The organism is Streptosporangium sp. NPDC048886, from assembly GCF_055586905.1.
On the sequence record NZ_JBVJHH010000035.1, the window covers coordinates 51,722 to 70,073 of the forward strand.

17 protein-coding genes are annotated in these 18,352 nt (G+C 71.5%); 9 read left to right on the top strand and 8 right to left on the bottom strand.

The window, feature by feature from the left end:
- Position 1 precedes the first annotated feature (1 nt).
- From ACZ6R6_RS34990 to ACZ6R6_RS35000, 3 genes are read right to left on the bottom strand one after another with little or no spacing between them, the layout of a single operon-like run.
- Positions 2–949 (bottom strand): VWA domain-containing protein, encoded by a 948-nt coding sequence (locus tag ACZ6R6_RS34990; protein WP_470100683.1) that lies wholly within the window; start codon positions 947–949, stop codon positions 2–4.
- Entirely contained in the window at positions 946–1,926 is a 981-nt protein-coding gene (locus ACZ6R6_RS34995) for a DUF58 domain-containing protein (protein WP_470100685.1), read from the bottom strand. Before ACZ6R6_RS34995 ends, ACZ6R6_RS34990 begins: the two co-directional genes overlap by 4 nt.
- Positions 1,923–2,927: an AAA family ATPase gene (locus tag ACZ6R6_RS35000; protein WP_470100687.1), complete on the bottom strand. Its 1,005-nt coding sequence runs from the start codon at positions 2,925–2,927 to the stop codon at positions 1,923–1,925. The genes ACZ6R6_RS34995 and ACZ6R6_RS35000 overlap by 4 nt, the downstream gene beginning before the upstream one ends.
- Before the next feature lie 126 nt (positions 2,928–3,053).
- Between ACZ6R6_RS35000 and ACZ6R6_RS35005 the strand changes: the two genes are divergently transcribed.
- Positions 3,054–3,818: a hypothetical protein gene (locus ACZ6R6_RS35005; protein ID WP_470100689.1), complete on the top strand. Its 765-nt coding sequence runs from the start codon at positions 3,054–3,056 to the stop codon at positions 3,816–3,818.
- Between the two features lie 114 nt (positions 3,819–3,932).
- Here the strand turns inward: ACZ6R6_RS35005 and ACZ6R6_RS35010 are convergent, their stop codons facing one another.
- Positions 3,933–4,976 (bottom strand): FecCD family ABC transporter permease, encoded by a 1,044-nt coding sequence (locus tag ACZ6R6_RS35010; protein WP_470100691.1) that lies wholly within the window; start codon positions 4,974–4,976, stop codon positions 3,933–3,935.
- Positions 4,977–4,979: 3 nt separating this feature from the next.
- A complete protein-coding gene (locus ACZ6R6_RS35015; RefSeq protein WP_470100693.1) occupies positions 4,980–5,939 on the bottom strand; it encodes a FecCD family ABC transporter permease in 960 nt (319 codons plus the stop codon).
- Between the two features lie 215 nt (positions 5,940–6,154).
- On the opposite strand from ACZ6R6_RS35015, the gene ACZ6R6_RS35020 reads away from it, so the two are divergent.
- Both ACZ6R6_RS35020 and ACZ6R6_RS35025 read left to right on the top strand, forming a co-directional pair.
- Positions 6,155–7,183 carry an iron-siderophore ABC transporter substrate-binding protein gene (locus ACZ6R6_RS35020; RefSeq protein WP_470100695.1) on the top strand — a complete coding sequence of 343 codons (1,029 nt, stop codon included), beginning with the start codon at positions 6,155–6,157 and terminating at the stop codon, positions 7,181–7,183.
- A gap of 216 nt (positions 7,184–7,399) precedes the next feature.
- The gene (locus tag ACZ6R6_RS35025; RefSeq protein WP_470100697.1) at positions 7,400–8,281 is read left to right on the top strand and encodes a DUF2268 domain-containing putative Zn-dependent protease; all 882 of its coding nucleotides are present in this window, start codon (positions 7,400–7,402) and stop codon (positions 8,279–8,281) included.
- A 39-nt stretch (positions 8,282–8,320) separates the two neighbouring features.
- On the opposite strand, the gene ACZ6R6_RS35030 is transcribed toward ACZ6R6_RS35025, so the two are convergent.
- Complete coding sequence (locus ACZ6R6_RS35030; RefSeq protein ID WP_306870004.1) at positions 8,321–8,962, bottom strand: response regulator transcription factor; 642 nt, start codon at positions 8,960–8,962, stop codon at positions 8,321–8,323.
- Positions 8,963–9,047: 85 nt separating this feature from the next.
- Between ACZ6R6_RS35030 and ACZ6R6_RS35035 the strand changes: the two genes are divergently transcribed.
- From ACZ6R6_RS35035 to ACZ6R6_RS35060, 6 genes are all read left to right on the top strand, one after another.
- Positions 9,048–10,052: a DNA topoisomerase IB gene (locus tag ACZ6R6_RS35035; protein ID WP_470100700.1), complete on the top strand. Its 1,005-nt coding sequence runs from the start codon at positions 9,048–9,050 to the stop codon at positions 10,050–10,052.
- Between the two features lie 138 nt (positions 10,053–10,190).
- Positions 10,191–10,583 carry a ChaB family protein gene (locus tag ACZ6R6_RS35040; protein ID WP_470100702.1) on the top strand — a complete coding sequence of 131 codons (393 nt, stop codon included), beginning with the start codon at positions 10,191–10,193 and terminating at the stop codon, positions 10,581–10,583.
- A 162-nt stretch (positions 10,584–10,745) separates the two neighbouring features.
- Positions 10,746–12,404 (top strand): catalase, encoded by a 1,659-nt coding sequence (locus ACZ6R6_RS35045; protein ID WP_470100704.1) that lies wholly within the window; start codon positions 10,746–10,748, stop codon positions 12,402–12,404.
- A gap of 156 nt (positions 12,405–12,560) precedes the next feature.
- Positions 12,561–13,109, top strand: coding sequence for a cysteine hydrolase family protein (locus tag ACZ6R6_RS35050; RefSeq protein WP_470100706.1), 549 nt, complete (start codon positions 12,561–12,563; stop codon positions 13,107–13,109).
- Positions 13,110–13,145: 36 nt separating this feature from the next.
- The gene (locus tag ACZ6R6_RS35055) at positions 13,146–14,591 is read left to right on the top strand and encodes a DUF2254 family protein (protein ID WP_470100708.1); all 1,446 of its coding nucleotides are present in this window, start codon (positions 13,146–13,148) and stop codon (positions 14,589–14,591) included.
- Between the two features lie 140 nt (positions 14,592–14,731).
- Complete coding sequence (locus tag ACZ6R6_RS35060; RefSeq protein ID WP_306870019.1) at positions 14,732–15,004, top strand: WhiB family transcriptional regulator; 273 nt, start codon at positions 14,732–14,734, stop codon at positions 15,002–15,004.
- 106 nt (positions 15,005–15,110) lie between these two features.
- Here the strand turns inward: ACZ6R6_RS35060 and ACZ6R6_RS35065 are convergent, their stop codons facing one another.
- Complete coding sequence (locus ACZ6R6_RS35065; RefSeq protein ID WP_470100711.1) at positions 15,111–16,091, bottom strand: DUF72 domain-containing protein; 981 nt, start codon at positions 16,089–16,091, stop codon at positions 15,111–15,113.
- A 75-nt stretch (positions 16,092–16,166) separates the two neighbouring features.
- Positions 16,167–18,239, bottom strand: coding sequence for a catalase (locus ACZ6R6_RS35070; protein WP_470100713.1), 2,073 nt, complete (start codon positions 18,237–18,239; stop codon positions 16,167–16,169).
- Positions 18,240–18,352 lie beyond the last annotated feature (113 nt).

The window sequence follows — 18,352 nt, forward strand, 5'->3', positions numbered from 1 at the left end:
GTCAGGGCAGCCGTGACCCCAGCAGCAGGCCCGACACGGCGACCAGCAGGCCGGTCAGGAGCGCCGCCACGACGAACCACTGGCTGATCTCCTGGTGGACCGTCCGGTAGCCGAGCGAAGTGCCGATCTGCTCGTAGACCTCCCGGAGCTGGCTGCCCGACTCCGCCTCGTAGGCGCGGCCGGAGGTGCCCTCCGACAGGGTCTGCAGGGTGGCCTTGTTCACCGGCACGTTCACGTCACGGCCGTCGATCGAGACGGTGCCCTCCTGGGTGCCGTAGGCGATCGTGGAGATCGGCACGCGCGCGCTCGTCGCCGCCTCGACCGCCTCGGCCACCGACCGGCCCGAGGTGTTGTCCCCGTCCGACAGCAGCACGATCGCCGCGGGCGGCGGGTCGGTGACCGCCTGCTGGTCGAAGGAGCGGATGGAGTCGAGGGAGTTGAAGACCGCCTCGCCGATGGCGGTGCCCGCCCGGGTGGTCAGGTTGCCCAGCGAGGTCGACACCGCCTGGTGGTCGGTGGTGGGGGAGACCACCACCGAGGCCGAGCGGGCGAAGGCGACCACCCCGACGTTGAACCGCTCCGGCAGGTCCTCGACGAACTTCTGGGCGGCCTGCTTGGCGGCGGTGATCCGGTTGGGCTGGACGTCGGCGGCCTCCATCGACAGCGAGATGTCCAGCGCGATGATGATGGTCGCGCGGTCACGCGGGACCCGTACCGAGTCGGCCGGCCGGGCCGCGCCGACGATCAGCAGGCTCATCATCAGCAGGAACAGCGCCGGAGCCACGTGCCTGCGCCAGCCGGGCCCGGCGGGGGCCACCAGCGTCAGCAGCGGCAGGTTGGTGAAGCGCACCGCGTAGCGGCGCCGGGCGAACTGGGCTGCCACGTAGCCCGCCACGACCAGGGCGAGCGCGGCGAACAGCCACAGCATGGCCGGAGAGAGGAAGGTCACCGCGTCACTCCTGGGGCCGGGTGCCGGTGCGTCAGGTGTGCCATGCGCCGCTGCCGGAGCACGAACTGGGCGATGTCGAAGATCCAGTCGCGGTCGGTGCGCAGCACCAGGTGCGCCACCCCGCACCGGCGCAGCGCCATCATGGTCGTCGCCCGCTGCCTGGCGGCCGCCTCCGCGTAGGCCGCGCGCACCTTGGCGGTGAGCTGGACCTGGCGGCTCCGCCCGGACTCCGGGTCGGTCAGGTTGACCAGCCCCACCGGCGGCAGCTCCAGCTCGCGCGGGTCGATCACCTCGATGGCCAGCACCTGGTGGCGGGCGGCCAGGCGGCGGATCGGCCGCTCCCAGGGCAGCTCCAGGCCGGGGTCGAGGCTGGGCTCGGCGTCCAGGAAGTCGGAGACGATCACCCGCAGGCCACGCCGCCGCCGCGCGGAGGCGAGCACCTCGACCGCCTCGGCCAGGTCGGGGGCGCCGGCGACGGGACGGCCCCGGGGGGCCTCCATCAGCGAGTGCAGCAGGCCGTACAGGGCCGGGCGCCCGCCCCGGGCGGGCATCCGGTGGACGTGTCCGTCGTGCAGCACGTAGGCGCCGAAGCGGTTGCCGATCCGGCCGGTCAGGAAGCCGACCGCGCCGACCGCGGCCACCACCAGGTCCCGCTTCTCCATCTCCGCGGTGCCGAAGTCCATGCTGGGCGACAGATCGGCCAGCACCCAGGTCTCCAGCTCCCGGTCGGCGATCAGGTCCCGCACGTGCGGGACGGTCGTGCGGGCGGTCACCGCCCAGTCCATCCGCCGGATGTCGTCCTCGCCGGGGACGTAGACCCGGCTGTCGCCGAACTCGGTGCCGGGCCCCGGCAGGAGGCCCTGGTAGGAGCCGTGCAGCAGCCCGTCCAGACGCCGGACGATGGTCAGTTCGAGCCGGCGCAGCGCCTGCTCGGCGGTGTTCGCGGCGGCGGCCCCTCCCGCGCCGGTCCGGTTCATCGGGGGCCCTGGTTCCACACCACCAGGGGCGGCGGCACGACGGCCAGGATCTGCCTGACCACGTCCTCGGGGTCCACTCCGTCGGCGAGCGCGTCGAAGGTGAGCATCAGCCGGTGGGACATCACGTCCACGGCCACGTCGCGGACGTCGTCGGGGAGCAGGTAGTCGCGGCCGCGCAGCAGGGCCAGGCCGCGTCCGGCGGCGACCAGGCCCAGCGTGGCGCGGGGACTGACCCCGATCTCGATGTTCTCCTCCAGGTCGGTCATGCCGTACTCGCCCGGGGAGCGGGTGGCCATCACCAGCCGGACCACGTAGTCGGCGACGAGCTGGTGCACCGAGACCTGCTCGGCCATCGCCTGCAGCGCGGTCAGCCGGGTGGGGTCGAGCACCGCCCGGGGGGTGGGCGGGGTCACACTCATCCGGTGCAGGATCTCCAACTCCTCGTGGGCGTTGGGATGGGTGACGCGGATCTTGAACAGGAACCGGTCGCGCTGGACCTCCGGGAGCGGGTAGACGCCCTCGGACTCGATCGGGTTCTGGGTGGCCAGCACGATGAACGGCCTGGGCAGCGGATGCGTCCGCCCGGCCAGGGACACCTGCCGCTCGGCCATGACCTCCAGCAGCGCCGACTGCACCTTGGCCGGGGCGCGGTTGATCTCGTCGGCGAGCAGGAAGTTGACGAACACCGGGCCGAGCTCGACGTCGAACGACTCGCGGGAGGGATGGTAGACCCGGGTCCCCACGATGTCGCTGGGGACCAGGTCGGGCGTGAACTGGATGCGGGCGAAGTCACCGCCGACGACGGTGGCCAGGGTGGAGGCGGCCAGGGTCTTGGCGACCCCCGGCACGCCCTCCAGCAGGCAGTGGCCCCGGGCGAGGAGGGCCACCAGCAGGCGCTCCACCATGTGCTCCTGACCCACGATGACCCGCCGGACCTCGGCCAGGGCCTCGCGCAGCAGTCCGGTGTCGGTCTCGCTCGGCAGTTCTTCGGCGACGGTCATGTTGACATTCCACCAAACGAGATGCGGGGCCGCACAGCCGGTCGGATGTGTATTTCCTGTTAGTACCCACCCGGCTTTCCCGTCAGCACCCACACGGACGCCGCTTGATCGTCCCGATGTGCTTTCATGGCAGGCGTGGCCAGTCCGCTCCAGTACGGTGACCCACCCCATCTCGGGCCCTTCGTGCTCCAGGCCCGTCTGCGGGTGGGGCCCGCCGGGCTGGTCTACCTCGGGCAGGGCTCCGACGGCCGGGCGGTCTCGGTCGCGGTGCTGACGAGGGGCGCCGCGCTCGACCCGGCGGCCCGCGACCGGTTCGTCACCGGGATCCGCGAGGCGGCGGCCAGCCGTTCGGGGGTGCGGGGCTGGATGGCCAGGGCGGCGCGCGGCCGCACCGCGGTGGCCGACACCGTCCCCCAGGTGCTGGCCATGGACGGCGGGAGCGCGCCGTGGGTGGCCACGCCGTACGAACCGGACCGGGCGGGGGCCGAGCGCTTCCTGGAGCCGGTGCTGGTGCGCGGCACGCTCATCGGCGAGCAGCACGGCCCGGACTTCGCGCCGCACTGGATCAGCGACCGCTCGCCCGCGCTGCCCGCGCCGCCCAAGAGCGCGCCGCCGCCCACCGAGACCCGCCGGTCGGTGGTCGTCGCCGGGGCCGTGCTGACCGTGCTGCTGGTGCTGCTGGCGGTGATGGCCTGGCTGCTGATCCGCCGCGACGACGAGGTCCAGCCGCCGCCCAAGCCGCTGCCGCCGACGATGTTCGTGCCGACCCCGCCGCCGGTCCCGGCGACGCCGGAGCCCGGCGAGCCCACCACGTCCCCGTCGCCCTCGCGGAGCGGCACGGGGACCCCGGGGCCGCAGCAGGGCGAGGAGGACGACGGCTCGCCCATCTAGTGTCGCGCTCCCGGCTGCGGGGCGGGCCGCCCCGCCGGAGACCACCGGCGGATCCGGCGCGGACGGCCGCCCGCGCAGCGCCCGCCGTGGGTCTGACCTGTGTGGGCAGCACGGCTAGCGGGTGGTGCGGGCCAGTTGCCACAGGAGGAACGGGGCGCCGAGCACTCCGGTGACGACACCGACCGGCAGGACGGAGTCGGACAGGAGACGCTGGCTGATCAGGTCGCTGATCAGGACGACCGTGGCGCCGGTGAGGGCTGCGGCGGTGAGGGGTGGGACGGCGGTGCGGGCCAGGCGCTGGGCGATCTGGGGGGCGGCCAGGGCGACGAACAGGATGGGCCCGGCCGCGGCGGTGGCGGAGGCCGCCAGGGCCGCACCGCACATCAACAGGGCCATGCGTGCGGGCTGCACCCTCAGGCCGAGCCCGGTCGCCACCTCATCGCCCAGGTGCAGGGCGCGCTGCTGGCGGGCGAGCAGGAGCGTGAGCGGCACCAGTACGGTCATCGCCCAGGCGAGCGGCTGGGCGTGGAGCCAACCTCGCTCGTTGAGATTGCCGACGAGCCAGCCGAGGACCTTCTGCGCCTGGTACTGCTCGGCGCGGCTGAGGAGGTAGGAGGTCACGCTGACGCAGATCCAGCTCACGCCGATGCCGACCAGGACGATCCGGTAGCCGGTCGTACCCCTGTTCCAGGCGAGGACGTAGATGAGCAGGCCGCTCGCCAGCGCGCCGCAGAGGCCGAGCGACTGGGTGCCGAGGTCCGACGAGGCGCCGAGGCCGAGCACGACTCCCGCGGTGACCGCCGTACCGGCTCCTTGGGTGATGCCGAGCACGTCGGGGCTGGCCAGAGGGTTACGGGTGGCGGCCTGGAAGATCGCGCCCGACAGGCCGAAGGCCGCGCCGGCGAGCAGGGCGACGGCGGCGCGCGGCAGGCGCAGTTCCTGGACCACGAACACGGCGGCGGGGTCGTCGCCCGCACCCCACAGGGCGGAGACCGGCGCGGTGTAGTCGCCCGAGCCGATGGCCAAGGTCAGGCCGGAGGCCAGTGACACGGTCACCGCCAGGACGCACCAGACCAGGACGTGGCGGAGCCGTACCGTGCCCGACACCGCGGGCAGGCGGAGGACGAGCCGGCCACGGGACAGATGAAGACCGGACATCGATCAGAGCTCCGCGAGTCGGCGGCGACGGGCCAGGGCGATGAAGAAGGGCGCGCCGAGAAAGGCGGCGACGAGGCTCACGTCGATTTCCTGGGGGCGGACGACCACGCGGCCGAGGATGTCGGCCGCCAGGAGCACGCAGGGCGCGACCAGCATCGAGCCGGGCAGCAGCCGGCGGTGGTCGGGGCCGGTGGCCGTGCGCACGAGGTGCGGGACGACCAGGCCGACGAAGACGATCGGGCCCGTGACCGCCACGGCCGCGCCGGTGAGCATGGTGACCGCCACCGCCGCCCTGATCCTGAGCCGGCCGATGCTGCGGCCGAGGGCGACCGCCACGTCGTCGCCGAGGGAGAGGCTGTTGAGCGTGAGGGCGGTGCTGAGCGCGAGCCCCGCGCCCACGACGAGGAACGGCAGGGCCTGCAGCAGTGTCGTGCTGTCGTGCCCGGTCAGCGAGCCCGCCGACCAGTATCTGTAGCGGTCGAGCGCCTCCGGGTCGGTCAGCGCGATGCCGCCGGTGAGCGAGTCGAGGAGGTAGGTGACCGCGACGCCGGCCAGGGCGAGCTTCACCGGCGAGGCGCTGCCCTTTCCCCGGGTGCCGAGCAGGAACACCGCGACGCCGGCCAGCGCGGCCCCGCCGAAGGCGAACCAGATCGACCCCAACACTCCGGTGACGCCGAGCAGCCCGGCGGCGACGACGGTGCCGAAGGCCGCTCCCGCGCTGACGCCGAGCAGCCCGGGGTCGGCGAGCGGGTTGCGGGTCAGCCCCTGCATGACGGCTCCCGCGAGACCGAGCGCCGCGCCGACGAGCACGGCGACCAGCGTGCGCATCAGCCGGGTGCCCGTGACGATGGCCGCCACCTCCGGCTCGACGGCCTGGGGGTCGAACAGGGCGCGGGCCACCTGGTCGAGGCCGATCGCGCGGCTGCCCACCGCCAGAGAGAGCAGACACAGGCCGATCAACACCAGCGTGGCCGGAGCGAGGAGCGGGAGACCACGCCTCGATCGGATCCGCGGGGGTGGGGACTTCTGATGTGTCACTGGGATCCGATCTTGCGGAATTCAGGCAAACCTAACCTTACTTGAGTGATTGTATTAAGGTAAGCCTTACCTTAATATTCTCCCTCGTGCCGTTTGTAACCCTGAGACCGTGTGTCGCATCGAAGAGACATGAGAAGACGATGTTCCCCCCTCTCCAGACGAACCGCCTGCTGACGGCATTCGCCACTCTGACGTTGGCCATGACCGCGGCCGCCTGCGGCGGCAGCGGCGGTCCATCCAGCCCTCAAGCCGAGGCCACGGCAGTGGGGGCGCCCGCCGCCGGAGCCGCTTTCCCGCTCGAGGTCGAGCACCTCCACGGCACCACGGAGATCACCGAGAAGCCGGAGCGGATCGTCACCATCGGCCTCAGCGACCACGAGCCCCTGCTGGCCCTCGGGCACAGGCCGGTGGGTGTGGTGGACTGGTTCCAGCGCACGCCGTTCACCGACTGGCCGTGGGCCAAGGACGCGTGGGGCGGCGTCGAGCCCACCGTGCTCGGCCTGCGCGAGGACGGCGTCAAGATGGAGAAGGTCGTCGCGCTCAAGCCCGACCTGATCTTCGCCATGTACTCCGGGATCCAGAAGGAGCAGTACGACCAGCTCTCGAAGATCGCCCCCGTCGTGGCCCAGCCCAAGGGCTTCGACCCCTACGCCGCGCCGTGGCAGGAGATGACGCTGCTCGCCGGACGGGCCCTCGGTGAGGAGGCCGAGGCCAAGGCGCTCATCGACGGCATCGGCGTGAAGTTCGCCCAGGCCCGCGAGGCCAACCCGCAGTGGGAGGGCCTGACGGCCGTCGCCGCCGACAGCTTCAAGAGCGGGACGTACTCGGCCTTCCAGAAGGGTGACCCCAAGTCGGCGTTCCTCGCCGAGCTCGGCTTCACGATCCCCGAGAAGATCACTGAGCAGGCGGGCCTGTCCAACGTCGCCGAGTTCGGCTCGGAGGGGTTGAACATGCTGGAGGTCGACCGGCTGGTGTGGTTGACGACCGGCAAGGAGCCGTGGGAGCGCATCAAGAACGACAGCGTGTACAAGGAGCTCAAGGTCGCCAAGGAGGGCCGCGCTCTGTTCCTGACCTACCAGGACCCGCCGATCGGCGCGGCGCTGTCCTTCAACACCGTGCTGAGCATCCCCTACGCGATCGACCAGGTCGTTCCGTTGATCAAGAAATGACGCCACGGCGCTCCCGGCGGCGGCGGACGGCTCCGCACGCCCGGCCCGGGAGGTCGCCACTCCCGTCGGGGAACCTGGAACGCCGCTTCCCCGCCGAGGGATGAGGCCGCGGCACCCCGCCTCCTCCGGCGAGGGCTCCGGCACCGAGGAACATCGCCAGGACGGCGGAGCCCCGGGGTTGACTCTCACGTAGCGTGAGTTCCTAGCGTGCCGGGCATGGAAATCATCGTTCACGACACCCCGCGGGCCATGCTGGAGCTGACCGGACTCCCGCTCGACCGGCGTCCGGACGCGCTGCGCGGCATGCTCGCGCCGATGCGCCGGGCCGTCCCCGTGCCCGGCGACATCGTCGACATCCACCACGGGGGCGGCGGCTTCCGGGTGGACCGCGACGACGACCGCTACCTGCCCGCGCTGCGCCGGCTGGTCGAGGAGGACGTCCGGGGCCGGATCGGCGACGCCCTCGCGGCCGCGTGGAAGCGGCTCGGCGACGCGGTGCCGGGGATCAGGGGCCCCGAGAGCCTCCAGGTCATGCTCGTCCTGGGCGACCCCGACGACGAGTATCTGACGACCACCGTCGGCGGCTACTACGGCATGGGAGCCACGCCGGGCTGGCTCTACCTGCTGGCCTGGCCCGCCGACGACGTCATCGGCAGGATCGCCCACTGCGCGGTGCACGAGTTCCACCACCAGGTCCGCTACCACAACGTGGAGTGGGACCCCAGGACGGTCACGGTCGGTGAGCACGTCGTGTCCGAGGGGCTGGCCGAGGCGTTCGTCCGGGAGCTGTCCGGCCCCGAGGCCATGGGTCCGTGGTCGGGGATGGTGACCGGCGCGGAGTTCGACCGCGCCTACGAGAAGATCACCGCCCGCGTCGGCCTCGCCGGCATGCGGCACACCCCGGCCTACGTGCTGGGCGACGCGGCCATGCGCAGGTTCGGCCAGGAGCCGGCCGGCGTCCCGGACATGGCCGGCTACGGCGTGGGCCTGCGCATCGTCGACGCCCACCTGGCCGCCTCCGGCCTGACCGCCGCGGAGAGCACGGTGCTGGCCGGAGCCGACATCCTGCGCAACGCGGGGGTGGCCGTCCCGGTCTGAGGGGCATGGTGCAGAAGTGCGGCGCGGCGCCGGGCGGTCTCAGCGCGGGGAGACGTAGCCCGACTCGTAGGCGGTGATGACGGCCTGGGTGCGGTCGCGGGCCTCCAGCTTGGCCAGCACGTTGCCCACGTGGGTCTTCACCGTCTCCATGCTGACGACCAGCTCCGCGGCGATCTCCCCGTTGGACAGGCCGCGGGTCATCAGGCGCAGCACGTCGCCCTCGCGCGAGGTCAGCCGGCCGATGCCGGGGACGGCCCGGCCGCCCTCGCGCCGCGCGGCCAGCCCGCGGATGGCGGCGGGGAACAGCAGGGAGTCGCCGGCGGCCACGGTCCGGACCGCCTGGACCAGCTCGGCGGGGCGGGTGCGCTTGAGCAGGAAGCCGCTGGCCCCGGCCCGCAGCGCATCGTAGACGTAGTCGTCGTTCTCGAACGTGGTGACCACCACGACCTTGGGCGGTTCGGGCAGCGCGGTCAGCCTGCGGGTGGCCTGGATGCCGTCCACGGCCGGCATCCGCACGTCCATCAGCACCACGTCCGGCCGGTGTTCGCGGACCACCGGCACGACGGCCGCGCCGTCCGCGGCCTCGCCCACCACGGTGAGGTCGGGCTCCGAGTCGATGATGATCCTCAGGCCCGCACGGATCAGGTCCTCGTCGTCGGCGATCACCACACGCAGCGTCATGACCCACGACCCTACAGAGGACCGTCCCGGGCCCCGGGAGAAGGTCCCGCTCATGAGAGCGTCCTTCCCGGGTAGGGGGGCGGACATGACCGAACTCCGGAACAGCGACCCCGCGGAGCCGGGCATCCGGCGGCGGCGCAGGGGACGTGGTTTCAGCTACCACCACCCCGGCGGGGGCCGGGTGCGCGAGCGCCGCACCCTCGACAGGATCAGGGCACTGGCGCTCCCGCCCGCCTGGACCGACGTCTGGATCTGCCGGTCGCCGGATGGGCACATCCAGGCGGTCGGCACCGACACGGCCGGCCGGCGCCAGTACCGCTACCACGACGTCTGGCGGGCCGAGCAGGATCTGGCGAAGTTCGAGCGGGTGCGGGAGATGGCCGAGCGGCTGCCGAAGTTCCGCGAGCGGGTCGCCGAGCACCTGGAACAGCGGGGGCCGACGCGCGAGCGGGTGCTGGCCGCCGCGGCCAGGATGCTCGACATCGGCTTCTTCCGGGTGGGAGGGGAGGCGTACGAGTCGTTCGGGCTGGCCACGCTCCGGATGGAGCACGTCACCTGTAGGGCGGGCAGGGTCATCTGCTCCTATCCCGCCAAGGGCGGCAGGCATCGGGAGGTGGAGATCGTGGACGCGGAGGTGTGCAAGGTGATCTCCTCCCTGCACAGCTCGGGAGAGGGCGGGGAGCTGCTGCGCTACAAGGACGGCTCCCGATGGGTGGACGTGCGCAGCGACGACATCAACGCCTACCTCCGCGAGACCCTGGAATCGGAGGTCTCGGCCAAGGACTTCCGGACCTGGCACGCGACGGTGCTGGCCGCGGTGGGCCTGGCGGTCTCCTCCCGCGTGCGGTCCAGGACCGGCAGGAGGCGGGCGGTCAACCGGGTGATCAAGGAGGTGGCCGGTTACCTGGGCAACACCCCCGCCGTCGCCCGCGCCTCCTACGTGGATCCCCGCGTCGTCGAGGCCTACGAGAGGGGCCGGACCATCGCGGGGGCGCTGACCGGCCTCGGTGCCGACGCGGGTTTCGGGCAGCTCGCCACGCACGGCGATGTGGAGCGGGCGGTCGTCTCCCTGCTGAGGCGCTCGGCCTGAGGCGCTCGGCCTGAGGCGTCCGGCACGGCACGGTTCCGGAGGTCGCCTCCGAGGTGAGGCCACCGCCCTGACATGAACCGGGAGGGTGCGGGCATGGGGGCGGTGACACCGGTGACGAGCGAGAGAGGTGAACCGGAGATGCCGGCACGAGAAGAACTCCCGTCGACGCTGCAGCGCTCTTCCAAGAAGGCGCGGGACACCTGGATCAAGGCCCACGACTCGGCGGTGGAGACCTATGGCGAGGGGGAGCGGGCGCACCGTACGGCCTTCGCCGCGCTGAAGCACTCCTTCGAGAAGGTCGGCGACCACTGGGAGCCGAAGGCCCGCAAGGGCCCCTCCGACGCCCAGGCGGCCAGGAGCACTCCGAAGCGGGGCAGGACCGCCGAAGGGGTGGACGCCCACGCGTCCAAGCAGCATCTGTACGAGGTGGCCAAGCGCCTGGGCATCGACGGCCGGTCCACGATGACCAAGGACCAGCTCGTCGAGGCCATCAAGAAGGCCAACAGGAGGGCCACGGCCAAGGCCCGGTGAACGGCGGCCGTGCCGGGCGGGCGCCGTTCAAGTGAACTTCCCTCTTGCGGAGATTCTTATTTTTGGCGCTATAAGTCGCTTTTAGCCGGATAGGGAACCCCTCGTGTGCCGGCAGGGATTCGGTGCGCCGGAAATGATCACCGCAAGGAGGGAAGCGTCACGATGACGGACGTGTCGAGCAACGGACCGCAGCGGGGGAACGAGCGACCGGTGCTGACCAATCGGCAGGGGCACCCGGTCTACGACAACCAGAACCAGCGCACGGTCGGCGCGCGAGGCCCGGCCACCCTGGAGAACTACCAGTTCCTGGAGAAGATCAGCCATTTCGACCGGGAGCGGATCCCCGAGCGGGTGGTGCACGCCCGCGGGGTGACCGCCTACGGGTACTTCGAGGCGTACGGCAAGCTGGGCGATGAGCCGGTCAGCCGCTACACCAGGGCGAAGCTGTTCCAGGAGGCGGGCAAGCGGACCGAACTGGCCGTCCGCTTCTCCACCGTGATCGGCGGCAGGGACTCCTCCGAGGCGGCGCGCGACCCGCGCGGGTTCGCGGTGAAGTTCTACACCGAGGACGGCAACTGGGACCTCGTCGGCAACAACCTGGCCGTCTTCTTCATCAGGGACGCCATCAAGTTCCCCGACGTGATCCATGCGCTCAAGCCCGACCCGGTGACCTTCCGGCAGGAGCCCAACCGGATCTTCGACTTCATGTCGCAGACCCCGGAGAGCATGCACATGCTGGTCAACCTGTTCAGCCCGCGCGGCATCCCGGCCGACTACCGGCACATGCAGGGCTTCGGCGTGAACACCTACAAGTGGGTGAACCAGCAGGGGGAGACCCATCTGGTGAAATATCACTGGATCCCCAAGCAGGGCGTGCGGAGCATGACCGCCGCCGACGCGGCCGCCGTGCAGGCGCAGGAGCTGGGGCACGCCACCAAGGACCTGCACGAGGCGATCGACCGCGGTGACTTCCCCGAGTGGGAGCTCCTGGTGCAGATCATGACCGACGAGGAGCACCCCGAGCTGGACTTCGATCCCCTGGACGACACCAAGGTGTGGCCGGAGAACGACTTCCCCGCGCTGCCGGTCGGCCGGATGGTCCTGGACCGGAACGTGGCCAACAACTTCGCCGAGAACGAGCAGATCTCCTTCGGCACCGGGGTCCTGGTCGACGGGCTCGACTTCTCCGACGACAAGATGCTGGTGGGCCGGACGTTCTCCTACAGCGACACCCAGCGCCACCGGGTGGGGCCCAACTACCTGCAGCTCCCGGTCAACCAGGCCAAGCACGCCGAGGTGCGCACCAACCAGCGCGACGGGCAGATGACCTTCTACGTCGACACCGAGGGGGAGAGCCCGCACATCAACTACGAGCCGTCCCTGCTCGGCGGGCTGAGCGAGGGGCACTACCCCACCCACGACGAGCAGGGGCCGGTCATCTCCGGCCGGCTGACCCGTAAGCGCATCCCCAGGACCAACGACTACGCCCAGGCGGGTCAGCGCTACCTGCTGATGGAGCAGTGGGAACGCGACGACCTCGTGCTGAACTTCGTCACCCTGCTGTCGCAGGCCGAGCGGCCCGTCCAGGAGCGCATGGTCTGGCACTTCCTGATGGTCGAGGACGAGCTGGGGCTGCGCGTCGGGGAGGGGCTCGGGATCGGGCCCGGGGACGTCGCCCACCTGGAGCCGCTGGCGAGTCAGGACCTGGACGAGGAGGAGCGCGAGCGGCTGTCCAAGCTGGGCAAGAACGGGCCGCGCGAGGTGTCCGGCCTGAAGATGACCCACTGCGTCCCGAACGGGCGGGCGCAGCCGGCCGGGTGACGGCCGGCCGTCACCTCGGGCAACCGTCACCTGGGCGGTGCCGGGGACGACGGCGCCGGGCGGGGGGAGCGCGGCGTCCCCTCCGCCCGGGGCGCGGCGCCGTCCGGAAGGGGCGGCGAACGGACGGCGGACAAGCACGGGGGAGAGGAGCGTGGCGTGGGGGCCACAGCGGTGATCGTGGTGGACATGCTGAACCCGTACGACCACCAGGACGCCGGGCCGCTGGCGCGGAGCGTCGCCGGGATCACGGGGCCGCTGTCGGAGCTCGCCGGACGGGCGCACGGGTGCGAGGACGTCGATCTGATCTACGTCAACGACAACCACGGCGACTTCGCGGCCACCCGCGAGGACATCGAGACGCTGGCGCGCAAGGGCAGGCACCCGGAGCTGGTGGAGCCCGTGCTGCCCCCTCGCGACTGCGCCTTCCTGCCCAAGGTGCGCCACAGCGCGTTCTTCGGCACCTCGCTCGAATACCTCCTGCGCCGCCGGGGGGTCGAGACGCTGGTGCTGACCGGCCAGGTGACCGAGCAGTGCATCCTGTACACCGCGCTCGACGCGTACGTGCGCCATTTCTGCATCCGGGTGCCGCGTGACTGCGTCGCCCACATCCACGCCGACCTCGGCGACGCGGCGCTGCGGATGATGGAGCGCAACATGGGGGCGGAGATCACGACGGCCGGGCGGTGCCTCGCTCCGGCGGAATGATCGTTTGTTCCGTCGGCCCGAGGGTAATGGCGGGCGATGTCGGAAATCTCCCAACTCCAGCGCCTTGTGCCCAACCGGCAGGACCTCCGGGTCCGCATGCGGCTGTCGGCGGCGGAATTCCTGTTCACCCCGCTGCTCATGGTGCTCGGCGCGGTGGCGCTGGCGGTGGGATCGGTCTCGGCGGACATCTCCTCGTCGGAGTGGCCCGCCGGCGTCCGGGCGGTCTTCCTGCGGCTGTTCCCGCACGACAACCTGGTCAAGATGCTGAGCGTGATCGCGACGGGCCTGGTGACGGTCACCACGCTCACCCTGTCGGCGCTGCTGGTGGCGGTCTCGCACACCGCGACGTCGGTGGCGCCGGTGGTGTTCGACCAGTTCCTCCGGCGCAGGGCCAACCAGGCATATTTCGGGTATGTCGCCGGTTGTGCCACCTACACCTATCTCGTGATGGCCGTCTCGCGGCCCGAATGGGCCGGGGTGGGGGCGCTCCTGGCGGTCGTGCTGGCCGCGGGGGCGCTCATCCTGCTGGTGTTCATGGGATATCTCATGATCGACCAGATGCGTCCCACCTCCGTGGTGCGCTCGATCCAGGAGCTGGCCTACCGGGCCCGGGTACGCCAGATGCCGCTGCTGGCCCGTTCCCGCACGGCCCCCCGGCTGGAGGGAGAGCAGGTCCCGGTGACCACCCGGGCCACCGGATACGTGATCGACATCAGCACGGCCCGCCTGGAGTCGCTGCTGGCCGGCACGGGAGAGGTGGTCGAGGTCGCCTTCCAGGTGCGCATCGGCGACCTGCTCGCCTACGGCGACACCGTCGCCCGGATCCGCGGCGGGAGCCCCGAGCAGCGCGCCCACGTCGCCGACACCGTCCTCACCTGCGTCACGATCGACCGGGCCCGCAACGCCGACGTCGATCCCGACTACGCCATCGAGCAGCTCGGCAACGTCGCCTGGGCCGCCACCTCCACCCGGCAGAACCCCGACGTGGCGCTCGCCGCGGTCGGGGCCCTGCGTGACCTGTCGGCCCGCTGGGCGGCCGCGGGCGTCCCCGACGCCGCCGAGTACGGCGGGCCGCTGCCGGTGGTCTACGACGACGCCGTGCAGCGGCGCATCGCGGCCGCGCTGATCGACCTGATCGTCGTCAGCGCCTCCTCGCGGCAGCACCAGACGTGCGCCGTGGCCCTGTCCACGCTGGCCGACATCCTGCCCCAGCTACCGGAGCGCGACAAGGACGTGGCGGTGCGGAGCCTGCAGCGGGCGCTGCCGGCGACGCTCTCCCACGTGGCGAGCGTGGAGATGGGGCGCGGCCTGGCCAAGCTGCGCGCGGCGCTCGACGCGATCGGCATGGAGGACATGGCCGACCAGGTCCGCGAGATGGGGCCGCGGCTGGTCAGGGAGAGCGGCCTGAGCGACAAGGACGACCTGATCGACCACCTCGACGACACCGAGATCACCGGACCCCGGTCCTTCCGGTTCCGCTGAACCCGCGAGCGCCGTGAAAACCGAGGTCAAGGCCATGTGATTTTTCACCCGAAAAGGTATGAATGTGTTTTCTACGGGCACCCGATCCAGAAGCTGAGCCGCCCACTGTCGAGCTTCTCCACGTTCATTGGATCCCGCCTATGTCTATCCAGGGCAACGTCATTCCCATCATCCACTGGTCCCGCCGCTCCTCCTGCCTCAACGAGGACCCCGAGCTCTTCTTCCCCGTGTCCGCCGAGGGGCCCGGCCGAGAGCAGTACGAACAGGCCAAAGCCGTCTGCCGCCGCTGTCCGGTACGGCTGCGCTGCCTGGACTACGCCTTGAACACCCGCCAGATGTACGGCGTGTGGGGAGGCACCACCCCCGACGAGCGCAGAGCCGCCATGGCGGCGACGAGGCGCGGGGTGAGGTGACCGCCCGCACGGGTATGGAGCGGTCACCTCGCGACGCCGCCGGGCGGGGGAGCGCGCCGGCGGCCGGGACGCGCCCGCGTACGGGGCGGCGTCCCCGGCCGTCCCCTCAGCCGGGGGCCCGCTGAGCCGGGGCCCGTTCCGGCTCGGCGGCGCCGAGGAGGACGGCCAGCCGTGCCGCGTTGCGCTGGGAGTTGTCCCCGCAGCAGTTGTTCAGGAGCACGTGGGTGGTCGGGACCTCGCCGGCCAGCGCGCGGATCCTGGTGGCCCAGCGCCTGAGCTCGGGCTCCGAGTACAGGTAGGCGAAGCGCTCCTCGATCTTCTTGCTGGTCCACCTGTCGGAGTGCCCGTGGAGGCGGACGAGGGCCAGGTCGGAGGTCGCGGCGAGGACCGGCGGGATCGACGACGGGTGCCCCTGCGGCATGTCGACGCACACGTAGGGGATGTCGTGCGAGGCGAGGAAGTCGAGGGTCTCGGCCCGGTTGTCCTCCGCCATCCAGGTGTGGTTGCGGAACTCCACGCAGATGCGCATGGGGCCGCAGCGGCGCGCGCATTCGAGGATGTAGCGCCGGTTGTCCCGCCCGATGGGGAACCACGGGGGGAACTGGAAGAGCACGGCCCCCAGCTTCCCCGCCTCGTGCAAGGGCCTGAGCGCGCTGAGGAAGCGCTGCCAGACCTCCTCGGCGATCCGCGGCCCGACGTCGCTCAGGTAGACCGTCCGCTTCGACGTGCCGAGCCTGTCCCGCAGGTCCTTGTAGAGGGACTCCCGCCGGGTGGGGTGGTTGGTCAGCAGGGAGAACGCCTTGACGTTGAAGGTGAACCCCCGCGGGGTGCGGTCCCGCCAGGCCTCCACCGTGCGCTGGGCCGGCGGGTGGTAGTAGGTGGCGTCCACCTCGACGATCGGGAACCGTGAGGCGTAGTAGGCCAGGCGCGCGGCCGGGGTGGACGCGCCGGCCGGATACCAGCCCGACTCCAGCAGCGACCTGTCCGTCCACGAGGCCGTGCCGACCAGGATCCGCTCCACGTCCGGCCGTCCCCCGTCACCCGCGGCGGGCCAGGCGATCCCGTCCAGGGAGAGCTGTGTCGTCATACCGGGCCCCTGCCCCGTCGGGGAGCGCCGTCACCTCCGTGACCGCACTCCCCCGGGGGGCGGGGGCGCCGCGGCTCACGCCGGCATCCGCTGGGTGTCGCGTGCGGGATGGCGGTGGGCGGCGGCCGCCGCGGCGAAGGCCGAGGTGAAGTCCTCCAGGCTCCCCTCGGCGTCGATGACCACTCCCGGCTGCGCGGAGGATCCGACCCGCGCGTCTTCCAGCAGCTCCACCCCGGCGCCCATGGCTCCGACGGCCTTGCCGTGCTTGAACGCCTCCGAGACGAAGTGCACGGCGTCGCCGTCCTCGCACAGGGCCTGCACGCTCGCCTTCCCGCCGGGCACCACCACGGCGTCGTAGAGCACCGAGGCCACGGTGCTCATCGCGCGGGTCACCGGGACCTGCTCGCCGTCCTCGCCCCGTACCGCGCCGTCCCGCGCGGCCAGCACCTCGCAGATCGCCCCCATGACGGTGAGCGCCGCCTGCACGCCCTCGACCTGGGCGGCGTCGACGCCGTCGGCGGCGAGAATGGCGATCTTCCTGGTGGCGACGCTCTCCACCGGGGCGTGGTCCTGGCTGAGGGCGGGGGAGGCGTGGCCGTGGTTGGGCACGGCGGGTCCGGCGGGCGGCTCCACCCCGACGCCCTCGGCGACCAGGACGGCCAGGTCGTGGTCGACGTGGTTGAGGTTGCGGACCACGCCCTCGCGCACGTGGGTGTGGACCACCTTGCCGAGCTCGAAGCGGAAGGCCGCCACGATGTGCGCCTTCTCCCAGCCGGCCATGCTGTTCCAGAACAGGGTGGCCTGACTGTAGTGGTCGGCGAAGCTCGCGCTGCGCTTGCGGATCTTGTCGCCGTCCACCCGTTCCTGGTAGTGGGTGTAGGCGCCCGCGCCGTCGACCGCCGGGCAGCCTCCGCCGAGGGAGTTGGGGTGGTAGCTCGCCTGACCCCGGGGGATGGTCATCTGGTGGTAGCCGTCGCGATGGTGGTTGCGCACCTCGGCCACCGGCCGGTTGACCGGGATCTGCGGGAAGTTCGGCCCGCCGAGCCTGATCAGCTGGGTGTCGAGATAGGAGAACAGCCGGGCCTGCAGCAGCGGGTCGTTGGTGAAGTCGATGCCCGGCACGACGTTGCCGAGATGGAAGGCGACCTGCTCGGTCTCGGCGAAGAAGTTGTCGGGGTTGCGGTCGAGCACCAGGCGCCCGACCGGCCGCACCGGCACCTGCTCCTCTGGAATGATCTTCGTGGCGTCCAGGAGGTCGAAGTCGAAGGCGTGCTCGTCCTCCTCCGGCACGAGCTGGACGCCGAGCTCCCACTCGGGGAAGTTCCCGCTCTCGATCGCCTCCCACAGGTCCCTGCGGTTGAAGTCGGGGTCCTTGCCGGCGATCTTCTGGGTCTCGTCCCAGACGAGTGAGTGGATGCCGAGCTTGGGCCTCCAGTGGAACTTCACGAAGGTGCCGCGGCCCTCGGCGTCGACGAGGCGGAAGGTGTGCACCCCGAACCCCTGCATCATCCGGTAGCTGCGGGGCAGCGCCCGGTCCGACATCAGCCACATCATCATGTGGGTGGTCTCGGGCTGCAGCTGCACGAAGTCCCACAGCGTGTCGTGGGCCGAGGACGCCTGCGGGATCTCGTTGTGCGGCTCGGGCTTCACCGCGTGCACGAAGTCGGGGAACTTGACGCCGTCCTGGATGAAGAAGACCGGCATGTTGTTGCCCACGAGGTCGAAGTTGCCCTGCGGGGTGTAGAACTTGGTGGCGAAGCCGCGCACGTCACGCACCGTGTCGGCGGACCCCCGCGAGCCGGCCACCGTGGAGAAGCGGGTGAAGACCGGGGTCCGCACTCCCGGCGTGGTGAGGAACCGCGCGGTGGTGAAGGCGGCCAGCGAGTCGTCGTAGGGCTCGAAGTAGCCGTAGGCCCCCGCGCCGCGGGCGTGCACCACCCGCTCCGGGATCCGCTCGTGGTCGAAGTGGGTGATCTTCTCCCGGAAGTGGAAGTCCTCCATCAGCGTCGGACCCCGCTCGCCCGCCTTGAGCGAGTTGTCGGTGTCGTCCACCCGGATGCCTTGATCGGTGGTCAGGTTGGTGTCGTGAAAGTCGACCCGGGCCTCGTCCAGCTGCCGGTCCTTGTCCGTACGGTCGTCGGCGGTCATGAGTCCTCCTGTCGGTCGTCGGTAGGCGGCGCCTCGACGTAGGACGGCTATACCCGGCCCCCACCCCCGGAACGGGGAGGCGGTGGTCCCTTTCCCCGCCCCTTACGGTCGCT